General features: G+C 36.8%; 15 protein-coding genes. 5 read left to right on the forward strand and 10 right to left on the reverse strand.

Translation table 11 applies throughout. The features are described 5' to 3' along the window. The first annotated feature begins 18 nt into the window (after positions 1-18). The 4 genes from N7Z68_RS00440 to N7Z68_RS00455 all read left to right on the forward strand — a co-directional run bounded on the left by N7Z68_RS00440 (position 19) and on the right by N7Z68_RS00455 (position 4261). On the forward strand, positions 19-1023 hold the full coding sequence (locus tag N7Z68_RS00440; protein ID WP_275116482.1) for a toxic anion resistance protein: 1005 nt from the start codon (positions 19-21) through the stop codon (positions 1021-1023). Between the two features lie 33 nt (positions 1024-1056). Beyond that, the gene (locus N7Z68_RS00445; RefSeq protein ID WP_275116483.1) at positions 1057-1968 is read left to right on the forward strand and encodes a hypothetical protein; all 912 of its coding nucleotides are present in this window, start codon (positions 1057-1059) and stop codon (positions 1966-1968) included. A 166-nt stretch (positions 1969-2134) separates the two neighbouring features. After that, positions 2135-3082: an MBL fold metallo-hydrolase gene (locus N7Z68_RS00450; protein WP_275116484.1), complete on the forward strand. Its 948-nt coding sequence runs from the start codon at positions 2135-2137 to the stop codon at positions 3080-3082. Positions 3083-3253: 171 nt separating this feature from the next. Then, positions 3254-4261 carry a DUF2777 family protein gene (locus N7Z68_RS00455; protein WP_275116485.1) on the forward strand — a complete coding sequence of 336 codons (1008 nt, stop codon included), beginning with the start codon at positions 3254-3256 and terminating at the stop codon, positions 4259-4261. A 127-nt stretch (positions 4262-4388) separates the two neighbouring features. Here N7Z68_RS00455 and N7Z68_RS00460 read toward each other — a convergent pair whose 3' ends face one another. The 9 genes from N7Z68_RS00460 to N7Z68_RS00500 form a co-directional block, all read right to left on the reverse strand. After that, positions 4389-5858 (reverse strand): PH domain-containing protein, encoded by a 1470-nt coding sequence (locus N7Z68_RS00460; protein ID WP_275116486.1) that lies wholly within the window; start codon positions 5856-5858, stop codon positions 4389-4391. Further along, entirely contained in the window at positions 5839-6360 is a 522-nt protein-coding gene (locus N7Z68_RS00465) for a PH domain-containing protein (RefSeq protein WP_275116487.1), read from the reverse strand. Before N7Z68_RS00465 ends, N7Z68_RS00460 begins: the two co-directional genes overlap by 20 nt. Continuing rightward, positions 6341-6550 (reverse strand): hypothetical protein, encoded by a 210-nt coding sequence (locus tag N7Z68_RS00470; RefSeq protein ID WP_275116488.1) that lies wholly within the window; start codon positions 6548-6550, stop codon positions 6341-6343. Before N7Z68_RS00470 ends, N7Z68_RS00465 begins: the two co-directional genes overlap by 20 nt. A 136-nt stretch (positions 6551-6686) precedes the next feature. Then, positions 6687-7823, reverse strand: coding sequence for a conserved virulence factor C family protein (locus N7Z68_RS00475; protein ID WP_275116489.1), 1137 nt, complete (start codon positions 7821-7823; stop codon positions 6687-6689). 147 nt (positions 7824-7970) lie between these two features. Beyond that, positions 7971-8387, reverse strand: a complete 417-nt coding sequence (locus N7Z68_RS00480; RefSeq protein WP_275116490.1) for a TlpA disulfide reductase family protein — start codon at positions 8385-8387, stop codon at positions 7971-7973. A gap of 9 nt (positions 8388-8396) precedes the next feature. Then, positions 8397-8828: a BrxA/BrxB family bacilliredoxin gene (locus N7Z68_RS00485; RefSeq protein ID WP_275116491.1), complete on the reverse strand. Its 432-nt coding sequence runs from the start codon at positions 8826-8828 to the stop codon at positions 8397-8399. 176 nt (positions 8829-9004) lie between these two features. Then, positions 9005-9316: a thioredoxin family protein gene (locus tag N7Z68_RS00490; protein ID WP_275116493.1), complete on the reverse strand. Its 312-nt coding sequence runs from the start codon at positions 9314-9316 to the stop codon at positions 9005-9007. A 13-nt stretch (positions 9317-9329) separates the two neighbouring features. Continuing rightward, complete coding sequence (locus tag N7Z68_RS00495) at positions 9330-11183, reverse strand: SLC13 family permease (protein WP_275116494.1); 1854 nt, start codon at positions 11181-11183, stop codon at positions 9330-9332. Positions 11184-11323: 140 nt separating this feature from the next. Further along, on the reverse strand, positions 11324-12508 hold the full coding sequence (locus N7Z68_RS00500) for a pyridoxal-phosphate-dependent aminotransferase family protein (protein WP_275116495.1): 1185 nt from the start codon (positions 12506-12508) through the stop codon (positions 11324-11326). A 189-nt stretch (positions 12509-12697) separates the two neighbouring features. On the opposite strand from N7Z68_RS00500, the gene N7Z68_RS00505 reads away from it, so the two are divergent. Continuing rightward, on the forward strand, positions 12698-12784 hold the full coding sequence (locus tag N7Z68_RS00505) for a YjcZ family sporulation protein (RefSeq protein ID WP_275116904.1): 87 nt from the start codon (positions 12698-12700) through the stop codon (positions 12782-12784). A 139-nt stretch (positions 12785-12923) separates the two neighbouring features. On the opposite strand, the gene N7Z68_RS00510 is transcribed toward N7Z68_RS00505, so the two are convergent. Continuing rightward, the gene (locus tag N7Z68_RS00510; protein WP_275116496.1) at positions 12924-13193 is read right to left on the reverse strand and encodes a DUF2524 family protein; all 270 of its coding nucleotides are present in this window, start codon (positions 13191-13193) and stop codon (positions 12924-12926) included. Between the last annotated feature and the right edge of the window lies 1 nt (position 13194).

Genomic DNA, 13194 nt, shown 5'->3' on the forward strand with positions numbered 1-13194 from the left:
GGAAGAGGAGGCGTGAAAATGACTGAAAAAGCAAATTATTCACAAGAACTACTTGATATGTTTAAAGAAGAACAAGATGTAGATAAAGTATTACATAAAATCGGTGGACTTGGTGAAGCTGCACAAAAAGAAGCAGGAGAATCACTTGAGGCCTTGAAACGACCTGTAAAAGAAATGTTGTCGCAGCCCAATAATGACTTGCCTGCTCAACTGCATAAGTTAAAGGAAGTTGTGGGTGAACTTGAACCTGATTATTTAAAAGACGGACAACTAAAAAAATTCGTTAATAAAGTATTACGTCGCAGTCCAATTGAACAATATGCTAAAAAGTATCAAACGGTTGAAGCTCAAATTGAGTCCATTATTGAAGGCTTGCTCCACGGTAAAGATAAACTTCAAGAAGACTCCCTCATGCTTAAAGAATTAAAAGTTGTTGCGAGAGATCGTATCACGAACTTAAATGAGCAAATCGAAATTGGCAAACAGTTAAATGGCATGCTTGAAGCTGAAATGACAGCGGAAGAATGGAAAGATAACCCCGCTGCCTTGCAAAAAGGACAGCAAAAAGTGATATCTCGTATTAAAAATATGTCGCAGGCCATTATGGTATTGCAACAATCGGTTGCTTCTATCGACCTTATTATTGAGAATAATGATAAGCTAGAAGAAGCGATATTTAACGCAATTACCATGACGAAAAACATAATAACAGTAACTGCATCTATCCAACTTGCATTAGGGAATCAGCAAAAAGTGATTAAAGCCGTTCAAAATGTTAATCAAGCGACAGAATCCATGTTACTTACCAATGCACAGATGTTAAAAGATAATACAGAACAGACCTTAAAAACTTTAGAAGAGCCAGCAATTGCGCTTGAATCATTTAAAAAGGCCTATGAGGATGTGTTTTCTGCTATCCAACTTACTGAGCAATCAAATGAGCGGATCATTTCCAGTGGAAAACGATTTATCGCAGAAATCGATGAATTAAATGATCGAATGAAAACAAAGTTACTTCAGTAAGAGTGCTCATTGGCCTTTAAAGGAGCGAAAGCGATGTTAAATCGTTTATTAGAAATTCCTTGGATAGAAAGTATTTTACCTGATCGACTTCGTCCCGTCCAAGATGAAATTTTATCAGACGAAGCTACATTGGAAACTTTACATGAAGCTGAACGCATCCTAGAACATGTCATTAAGCAATCCAGTAAATATAGTAAAAACCGGACCGTGAAAAAGAAGCATCATGAATATGTCATCACTGTAAAAATAAAAAAGAAAATGATTAGCCTAACGATCCTGGATACGTATTACTCCAAATCTAAATATAAAAAACGTATTTACATTCAATGTTATCGTAAGTACTTTAAAGCAGATCACGGTGTTGGGAAATGTAAAGAAGCATCCATTCACTACACCAAAAATAAAAAAACATTCGTACGAAGTGTCAAAAAATCACCATATACACAAAATTTATTTTATAAAATTGATAAATTAGATGATGCCTTACTTGGACAACTTATTCAGAGTGATAATGAAGAAGAGAATTACATTCCACAAACCAATCAACTAAAAAGTAATGATCAAGTAAAAAGTTTAGTTATGGAAACCAATCGGTTGATCAGCCATACACGTAAGCTTCATATTGACCCACTGATTGAAAAAAGACTAGAACAAATTATCGATCATACTGAAATGTTACTACCTGACTTTTCATTACTTGAAATTGAAGAAAGACATATGATGAAGCGGATGTTAAATGAAGACATTCCTAACCTAGTCCATACGTATCTCTCTTTATCCCCTGAGAATAAAAAAGAACAACGTGAAAATGTGTTCGTAACGTTATCTAAAATGGAATTAACTCTCATTCGTTTAAAAGAAGACCTTGAAAAAGCAAGAGTTCAGCGGATGGAACATTTATTAAAGCTCAATCATTTAAGGTATACTAATGACAGACACGAATAACAAAACAGGTGACGTCAGTGTCACCTGTTTTTAACTGTAAAAAATGTTTTAATTTTGGAAAAATTTCATCGATTGTACTTAAACTGCTTTACATCGCTCGTCCCTTCTTATAAACTCTATTGTAAGGGTTTTCAAAATGGGAAGGAATTGAAAAAAGGAGGATACTATGACACAAAAAATATTTGATTTAGGAAATCGTATTCATCTCATTGATGGATTTGACCTTGGGTTACCTTATCGTACAGGTACATACGTTATCCAAGATGAAAAAATTGCACTTGTAGAAACTGGACCGAGTCTTTCTGTTCCTCATATTTTAAACGGTCTTAAAGAGCTGGAAATTGACCCTAACGACGTTACATACATAATTGTTACCCACATTCATTTAGACCATTCTGGCGGCGCTGGATTACTATTAAAAGATTGCCCAAACGCTAAAGTAATCGTTCATCCTAAAGGTGCTCGTCATTTAATTGACCCATCCCGCCTCATTATAGGAGCAAAAGCTGTTTATGGAGATGACTTCGACCGATTATTTGATCCAATCTTACCTATTCCTGAAGAAAAAGTAATTATTAAAGAAGATTTAGAAACTCTAGCATTGAGTGAGACATGTGAACTAACTTTCTACGATACACCAGGACATAGTGATCATCACTTTAGTATTTATGATCCAGTCAGTAATGGTATATTTACAGGTGATACAATTGGTGTAAATTACAATCAAGTACTTGAAGGTACTGATATCCAGCTTTATCTTCCATCCACATCACCAAATCAATTTAAGCCGGATGCCATGTTAGCTTCTCTAGAACGAATACATGCCCTGAATGTAGACTGTGTTTATTTTGGTCACTTTAATGTAGCCCGGGATGTTGAGGAAGTGTACAAGCAGATTAAAACATGGTTGCCTATTTTTGTTGAGATTGGGGAAAAAGCTGAGGAAACAGGAAAAGACCACCACTGGATTGCAGAACAACTGTTACAAGCTGCGAAGGAAGATTTAAAAAAGTATAATATTCCTGAAACACACCCTGTTTATGAATTTATTAAACTAGATACATCTGTTTGTGCAATGGGCATTGCAGATTATCTTGCTAAGAAAAAACGTTAAGGTGATAAGGCTGACACGATGTCGGCCTTTTTTCTTTCATTTACTGTAATTACAATTCTAGTGAGGGTTTTTCATAAACGAAATTTACAGAAGCCCATTTATCAGATAAAATGAAAACATACCACATTCCATATTTCTATGAACATATTTTTTCATAAAGCGAGGGTAACCATGGAACGAAAACAAGCGGAAACACTAGTAGGAAAACTAGTTATGATAAACGAGAACGAACAAGGACAATATATTGGAACACTCGAAGAAGTTATTACAGCACCTAGAAAACCGTGGCGAGGATTAGTGAAGATCGTCTCTGTCGAAACTCTACCAAAACCTACTATTAAAAACGGTGTAGAACTTGGTTTACCCCTTTACTCCGAAGGAGAAACAATCGAAGTAAGCGGTACTAAGATTATCCCCTTCGAAGCCGATAGTACTGCTGTTACCTACAAGAAAGGTCTCGAATTAGCGATAATTAAACAACTTAACTATCATAAAGATAAAAGTAAAGAGCATTCTAGTATTTTTGAAGCATTAGCTAGTTATCTTCATGAATTCGAACCTTCTCGTGCTACTTCTATTCTAAAAGATTTATCACTAATAGAAGCAGATGATAGTGAGAAAACAGATTACTTATATTATACTTTGGAGAATCGAAATAACAGTCCTATTTTAGTTGAAGAGATTCATAAAAAAGAAGTCCCGTTAGAAGGTTGTCCGTTTGAATTTGAATTAAAAACAAGCCGCGGCTGGGTAAAAGGGGGATATTACTCAAAATGGCTGTTCCAAGCAGTATCAGGAAAAAAATACAAACTGAAGGAAGATAAAATCCTACGTCTAAACAAAAAACATCTAGAACCGTATGAATTATTATTAAATGAGCTTGATAAACCAGCTCTTCAGTCTTTTGAACATTTTTTAAAAACAAATCATTTAACTCATAAACAAATGATAAACTGTCATAACTCTTTAGTAGGTCAATTATTATTTTCGACTGAACAAAAAGAGTTTAATGGCACAAACTTTATTACGTATAAAGATCAGAATGACATGATCATCATTCAACATCACTATGAACGTAAGTTAAATAAAGGATTAGATACCGTCTATGATCGCTTTGAGTTAACCTCTTCTACTGGGGTCCGTTCAATCGTCACTTACACAAACTCATTTACATCATGAAGACAAGAAAAGCGACCTCGAACCGATGGCGCCTGGAGCTTGACATAGCAAAACGCAAGTGCCCGTTTAACGGTGCAGCTTAAACTCAATCCTTAGATTTCTATATATAAAAAGGAGTGATCATAGATCACTCCTTTTTACTATGTGATAACCAAGATAACAAGGTCAGCCCAGTTTGTTGATCTAAATCAACAACAGAAAAGGTCTTACCAAACAAGCTAGACAATACTGACAATTGGATTGTCGTCAATGAACGGTAACGTTGGATAGGTGAAGAAACCAACTCTCCGCTTTGCACCTTATTTTTTCTAATTAAAACGATGTTCTTAGACAGGACTCGGTATGATAGGGTTACTTGATTATCCTTTATTCCGATAGCTGCATCACGATATTGTAAAAAACCTACAAACGAAAGGATAACGAAAATCCCAGCAAAATAAGTGACAGCTGGAAAGAAATAAGCAATTGCACCAAAGATTAAAACCGGCAATAACAACATTCGAAATTGGAATCGGATCCAGGCCCGCTTTGGTGCTCGCTCTAACTCTTCGCTCATCCTATATTCAGATATAAAGCCTTCAAGTGTTTTATCAATATCACGATGTCTGATCAATGGAAACACAACTGTCGATCGCTGCTCCTCATTGGTCCCGCCACCTTTACTTTCGACATATACAGCACTGTAACCAAACGGTTGACGAAATATATTCCGAACGACTCTTACAGCCGTTATCCGGTCAGTTTGTAACGTGAGTTGTCTTTTTTCTAGTAAGCCTCTTGTAATCGTTAGCTCATTACCAATTTTTTCAACAGAAAAGTTCCCGTACTTAAATACCGTAATGACGATCGATATGAGCCAAGCGATCGCAATGATAAACAAACTATAAAGTAATACTACTACGTAAGACGTACCTGTAAAATACTCAATGAACTCCTCAAATATCGTGATTGAAAAGAATTGTTCAATCTGCGGAAACAAAGCAATGACAGCAGAGAGAACGATACCAATACCACTAGAAGTCATTGATGCGATCATCAAATCTTTTTTGGAGAGTACCCATTGACTAGGTTTTTCTATTTGAAGCTCTTCCTGAAAGCCGTCTTCAACTGGAGTTTCATTCGATTGAAGTGAACCATCCTTTTGTAAAAGATAATTTCGAGTACTTATACCTTCTTCTTTACTTACGGCAATTAAATGAACTTCAGGTTCGTTTCCACCGCCAGCTGTTTCAATTTTTACACTTACTAATCCGAACAACCTTTGTATTAATCCTGAAGTGAGATCAACGCTCTGTACGCGCTCGAGGCGGATATATCTCCGCTTCTTAACGAACACACCCTCTTTCACTCGCAGTTCTCCTTCAATCCATTCATAACGGAAGGTGAACCAATACAAAATACTATGTATGAGTGAAAAAAGCATAAGGAAAAGAATGATATAAAAATAGATCGATCCGAATAGCGTCGTATCCCTTGTCGTTCCAAATATTAACCCAAAGAGTATAGGGACAATCAAATGTTTTAATGAAGTAAAAAAAGAAATGAGTATCGCTGACCAATGAAGTCGATAGCTTTCATTATTCATCGGCATCATCATCCGCCACAGCTGCTAATTTAACAATTTGATTTCTCAATTCATCTGCAATCGAAGTCGTTAGAGCTGGTATTCGGTGCGTTGTTGCTGCAGTTGAAATGGTGACAGCCGCTAAATCAAATTTTCGCAATAACGGTCCTTGTTCTGTATCAACATGTTGTACCCGAATCATTGGGATTAAGGTGCGCCTTACAATAATTACACCATATTGCAGTTCAACTTCCTCATCATACACTTCATATTTAAATCTCTTCCATCGAAAATACGGGGCTACAATGACATTTACAATAACAAAAATAACAAATGCAGGAATTAAGATATACAACATCCACACAGGAATTGGGAAATAAAGCATTAAAATCCCATATCCAATGGGGACTAAAGCAACAAATAGAGATTCAATACTTGCTCGGATCCTCCACACCGTCAGCGCTTTTCTAGCAATGGCTCGACTTGGAGCAGGTCGTTTACTCATAAACTCTTGATTACTCATCGTCTGTGACATAAATGATTTTCACACCTAATGATTTCAACAATTCAATCACTCTGGTGTTCAATTCACCATCGTGAACCAACCCTAAAGACTCAACGAGTTCCAGTTCCTCTAAGTATCCTCCTTCAGCATCTTCAATTAATTCAATAATATCATCTAATTGTTTTTCGGTTAATTGTTGAATTAACTCATCTTTGTTCATTTAACAAACCTCCCATAACATACTCATTTTATTTTAACGTGAATATTCATTAATTGGAACATTTGCCCATAAAAAGGTTTAGTATAGCCTGATTTTTTCCTGAAGTTCATATCATGCATCACTTGTAAACTAATCACTAATCCTTGCTATCTTTTTTTAATACTGCTTCCGTCATTTGTTTCCAAACAGACCCTTTTGCTTCCTCCCCTTTTTCAATTCGCTCGATAGCCATATTAATTTGCATACTGACTTCAAATTCACTGTCATTTTTAGCCTCCTTCAATGCAGGAAGGACCTGCTCATCGCCAACTTCATAAAGGAACATCGCAGCACGCCAACGAACAAGCTTACTTTCATCTTTTAAGGCTTCAACCATAGCCGGGATCGCCTCTTTATTACCAATATCTGATAAACAATCGCCTGCCGTTCTTCTTACGGTAACCGACTTATCGTTTAACGCTTTATATAAGTATTGAAGCGCCGTATCTTCAAGCATTCCTAAATATACAGTTGCTTGTCTGCGAATGGAGGCTTTCTCATCTTCTAATGCTTTTAATAAGATGGGAAGATCTTCTTCTGTGGGATTCATTCGGTCAAGAGCCTCATACCTTTTTTTCCAGTCGGGGTTATCTAACATCTCCAATGTTACTTTCTTATAAAGATTTTGCTTATCCACTTGTTTCGACGAACTTTCTCCATTTAATAGCTGGTTAATTCGGTCCTCTGAGTAGGCTGCTTCAATCTCTTCCGCAACGGTGTTAGCAACTTCTTCTAACTCACCATACCTCACATCTTGCTCTACCCATTTTCGTTCTAATACAACATTATCGTTGTCTGATTGAACTTTTTGTAATGCAGCCATAAACCGCTCAGGCAAACCAACACGTACTTCACGCTCTCCATCCGTTACTTTCACTTGCATTGGAATTTGTTTAAACAATTGAAGCTGTACTCGAACTTCTCCAAATGACTGCTCATTATTTTGTAGAACTTGACCTTCATTCTCATTTACCGGTGCTTCTCCAAAAATTTCTCGAACTTTTGGCAAGATGACTTTCCAGTCAAATTTGGCATTTCTCTCTAGCGCAATAAAATCAGCAACGTGGTAAACCCCTTTGATCCCTTCAACCGTAAACAGTTGTTCAATGAATTCAGGTGCTTCATTTGCATTTTCCTTTGTGTAATTATTACGTTTACCTGCTGCCAACGTTTCAGATAGTATTAACTTCATTGTATTTGGACTCGGAGTCGGTTCAATTGTTTTTATGTACATATTCATCATCCTTCCACTGTCTTTTTTTATTTATTATTATGCTAACATATCACTTCATTTAGTTCTAAATATGTGCTTATGAATGAATGATATAGGTTTTTATGTATAAATAGAGGCTGTGTCAATAGAGACTCTATTAACACAGCCTTATATTACTTTTGCAAGTCCATTCATTATTTCAATGAAAGTTGCTCGTTCACCAAACGTCTCTCGTACGACGAGTTCCTCATCTAGTATGATCGTAGTAGGTACACCTTTACATTCAAACAAATCATAAATTTTTGTACCTTCATCTAATAATACAGGGAATTGAAACTGATTTTGTTCCATGTACTTAATTCCGTCCAGTTTATTTCCTTCTCGACCTACGACATTGATCGTAATAAAACCTAATTCACTTTTGTCCATTTGCTGATACAGCTGATGTTTTCGGACAAGATCCCGCTGTGAGTCAGGACACCAAGACGCCCAAAATGTAATTATACATGGTTTACCTCTATATTCTGATAAACTGACTTCACGACTTTCTTGAATGTCGAATAATCGAATACTTGAAATATCCATAGAAAAATTCTAGCAGTGAATATTAAATGCAGACGTGAGATTATTAACGATACTTTCAACGGATTGATCTTCAATTTGCTCTCTCGGAATGAAATGTACGATTTCCTTCCCTTTAAAAAGAGCCATTGACGGTGAAGATGGTTCATATCCTGTAATATATTCACGCAGTTTTGCAGTTGCGTCACGGTCTTGTCCAGCAAAGACTGTTACGATGTGATCTGGTTTCTTTTCATTATTTTGAGAAACAACAGCTGCCGGACGAGCTAGTCCAGCTGCACAGCCACAAACCGAGTTAATAACAACGAGTGTTGTTCCTTCTACGGTTTCCATGAAATTTTCGACTTCCTCTACAGTAGTTAGTTCTGTAAAACCAGCATTTGTTAGTTCTGCACGCATGGGCTGTACAACTTGACGCATATATTCTTCATAAGACATTGACATATTTCTTTTCCCCTTCCACAATCTAATGTTTAAAAGCTATTTCAAAAGGTTGTACTCATTTGTTATTAGGACCCCAGCAAAGAGCAACATTTAGAAAAGAGCCTTTTAATAAACCTTTCCATTACATACAAACTCATCATACTATAGTGAAAACATTTGAATCAAATATTAACGTACTAGTACGGTTCAAGAATTTTATCGAGATATTCGATTGAACGAAATGCATAAATTTCTTCAACAATTTCTCCATGCTTCATAATTAATAATAAAGGTACACTTTTAATTTTTAATGACTGTGCAACATCAGGAACTGCATTAATATTACACTTACTAATTTGTAAAGTTGGGTATATCTCAGTTGTAATCACTTCTAACATTTTTGTCGCTAACTTACACGTTCCGCAAAAAGGAGAATAAAAGTAAACTAAAGATACTCCTACTTGACTTCCTAACATTTGAATTAGCTGCTGTCTCGATATTTCTTTCATAAAACCACCTCAATCAAAATGGGAAGAAAAAAGGGATAGCAAACAACATAACGATAAATAAAAGCAGTTGAAGCGGTACACCAATTTTAACAAAATCACTAAACTTATATCCCCCGGCTGTCATAACGAGAGCATTGGTTGGTGAAGCCACCGGTGTGGCAAATGCCATACTAGCAGCAATACTTACAGATAATAGTAATGGATAAGGACTAACTCCCATATTGACCGCCGCCGTTACAGCAATTGGAGCAAACAAAACCGCTGTGGCTGTATTTGAAATAAACTGACTAAAGAACATAGTCGCTAAATAAAAACCTGCCAATACAGCAAGTGGACCATACCCGCCTAAAACTGACACCAGCCCATCAGCCAAGAATTGTACTCCACCAGTATTCTCAAGAGCTGTTGCCATTGGCAGCATCGCAGCAATTAAAATGACGCTTTCCCAATTAATTCTTCCATATGCATCGTCCATATTACGTAAACAACCAGTAATGACCATTAATACTGCAGCAATAATAACCGCCGTAACAGCAGGTACAATCTCAAATGTCATTAAGATTAACATCATTAGCATTATAGCCCCTGCAATGGGAGCTTTTCCACTAGCGGCTGCCATACTCGCTTGTTCTTGCGGCTGTCCAACTACAACCACATCTTGTGTCTCTTTCGCTAACAATTCAATATCAGGCCATGCTCCTTGAACGAGGAGAGCATCTCCAAAACGAAGCTTTACATTCGACATATTATCTAGTACATACTGACCTTTTCGATTAATCCCGATAATGTTTAAGTTATACTTTTCTCTAAATGATAATTTTTGTATTGTCGAATTAATAAGCCTAGAGTGTGGTGTTAAAAGAACTTCAGCAATTCCTAATTCTCTAGAAACCAGTTTTTCTGCGTCTGTTGAACTCTCTGTGGTTAACTTCAATCCATAGTCTTTACATAATTTTTCTATATTTTCTTGAGCCCCTTGCAGATATAAAATATCTTGTTCGTGAATGATGCTCTTTGGGCCTGCCATTTCATGATAAGTCACGGGCAAGATCTTTGTTCCTTCTTTTGATTTTCTTTGAATTTTTAATACGCATAGTTGATAGTTAGCAGGAAGTCTAATATCTGCTAATTTTTGATTTGCCATAGGACACCCTTGCAAAACTCTCACCGTGTATAACTTATCAGTAATTTGATAGTTTTTTGCCATCTCCGTGACGCTTATCGTGCCATCTCGCCGTTCTCTATTAAATTGACTATCTTTTGGTAACAAGAAAGGGCCGAAAAAAACAAGAAAAATAATCCCGGTTATAAAAGCGACGAGTCCCAATGGTGTAAAATCAAAAAAAGATAACCGTTCATACCCATAATCGGCTAACATTTGACTTACAATTAAGTTAGGCGGTGTACCGATCAAGGTCAGAACACCTCCTAGACTGCTGGCAAATGCTAGTGGAATTAGAAATTTGGCAGGACTCTTTTTCATGCTCATCGCCAAACTCACAACTACTGGTAATAAAACAGCAACTGTCCCTGTATTACTCATAAATCCGCTTAAGACACCTACAATGATCATTAGTAAAATTAGAAGCCTCAGTTCACTGTTCTTTGAAGCTTTCATTAATATTTGTCCTGCCTGACTTGCGAGACCTGTTCGGAAAATTCCGCCGCCTACAATAAAAAGACCTGCAATCATAATAACCACTGAATTTGAAAATCCATTCAGTGCATCCTGTGTTGAAATGATCCCGGTTAATACGAGGGTTAACAACGATAATAAAGCCACAAGGTCGGTACGAATATTTCCTATCATAAAAAACACGGTTGTAACCGCTAATATTGTAAAAGTTAGAATTAATTCCGGCTCCACCTGCGCCACCTCGAAAAAAGAATGGAGCCTGACTTAATTAATAATTCAGCTTTAAGTCAAGCTCAAATAAAAAGTTCCTCTATGCAGTGTTTTTTCAATGGAGTATAAAATATTGCCTTTAATTTAGAACATTGTATTCATCAAACGAGTACACATTTCTTTAATACTTCATTCGCTTTTGAAAGTGCTGCCCCTTGTTCAATGGAAGCCCCTTCTTCTAAAAGAATGTCTTCTAAAGCACTAAGCATTAACGTGACATTCTGTTGTCTGGCGTTATAGCCCATCAATCCAATTCTCCAGACCTTTCCTTTTAACTCTCCTAAGCCACCGCCAATTTCAAGATCATATTTTTCTAACAGGCGACTTCTTACCTTTGCATCATTCACACCTTCTGGAATACAAACTGAAGTTAATTGATGAAGTCGATGTTCTTTATTAACTAACAGTTTAAGTCCCATCGCTTCTAACCCCTGTTGAAGAGCTTCTCCATACAACGCATGACGAGCATAGACATTCTCTACACCTTCATTAACAATTAACCGCAATGACTCACGTAATGAATAAGCCATCGTTATCGGAGCTGTGTGATGATAGGAACGTTCTTCTCCCCAATAGCTGACGATCATAGACAAATCTAAATACCAGCTTTGTACTTTCGATTTGCGGTTATTCATCACTTCAACAGCACGGTCACTCATTGTTACAGGTGCTAACCCAGGAGGTGCACTTAAACACTTCTGTGTCCCGCTATAAGCTGCATCAATTTTTAACTTATCAATTTCAGTTGGACAGCCGCCAAGTGATGTAACCATATCACACACAAGTAAAGCGTCCGTATTATGTACAATTTCACTTATCTTCTCTAGTGGCTGCCTAACCCCAGTTGATGTCTCAGCATGGACGACCGCGACTAATTTTGCATCGGGGTGAGAATCTAAAGCTTCTTTTACCTTTTGAGGCTCAATAATTTCTCCCCATGGCGCACTTATTTGCACAACAGTTGCACCGCATCGCTCAGCAACATCAACCATACGTGTTCCAAATAAACCATTAACGCCAACTATCACCTTATCTCCTGGCTCAACCAAATTGACAAAAACAGTCTCCATTCCTGCACTGCCTGTTCCACTCATCGCAATTGTTAATTTATTCTCCGTTTGATAAACTTTTCTCAATAAATCCATCGTCTCATTCATAATCGTTAAAAACGCAGGATCAAGATGTCCTAACAATGGAGTAGACATGGCACGTAAAACGTGTGGATGAACATTACTTGGTCCTGGACCCATTAAAACTCGTTCTGGGGGTAATAATTCTGCTACCATTTGTTTCACACTCCTAAACAATTATTATTACTACTACAATACCATATTTTTAATAATTCTCCTCTTATTTCTTTTTGTATATTTTAACCTATAAGAAAGTTAAACTTTCTGGGAGATCGCCCACACATGTAGAAGAAATTTTACATAGCTTATAAATGTAAGATGAATTAATTTAAGGAGGTGCTTAGAATGGGACACACTTATAGCGGTGGTTTCACTCTAATTGTTGTATTATTCATCTTGTTAATTATCGTTGGTGCAGCTTACACTTGGTAATAAAAAAGCAACAGTCTTAGTGCTCACAAACTAAGACTTAGCTAAACAATAACCACAGCACTGGCAGCATCTAGATTGCTTCGTGCTCGTTTTTCACTCTCATAAAAAAAGAGGCTGATTTATCAGCCTCTTTTTCTCATTAATAATCTGAACGTTGCAGGATCATTTGATTTTGCATTTGTCGAAGACGTTGTTGTGCTCTACCTAACTGGTCCCTTTGTTCGGCCGTTGCACTTCTTGATAACGCCTCAATTTCTTGACTGATTTCCTCTAACTGTTGTTGTGCATTTGTATACTCAGCAACATCTCCCTCTTGAACTTGCATACCTACATTCAATTGTTCTTGAGCTTGTTCAATGACCTGATTTGCTTTTAATAAATAGAAATCTACTTGTTGATGTATAACCACA

Origin of the sequence: Alkalihalobacterium chitinilyticum (assembly GCF_029028005.1) — a bacterium.
Classification (GTDB): Bacteria; Bacillota; Bacilli; order Bacillales; family Bacillaceae_F; genus Alkalihalobacterium; species Alkalihalobacterium chitinilyticum.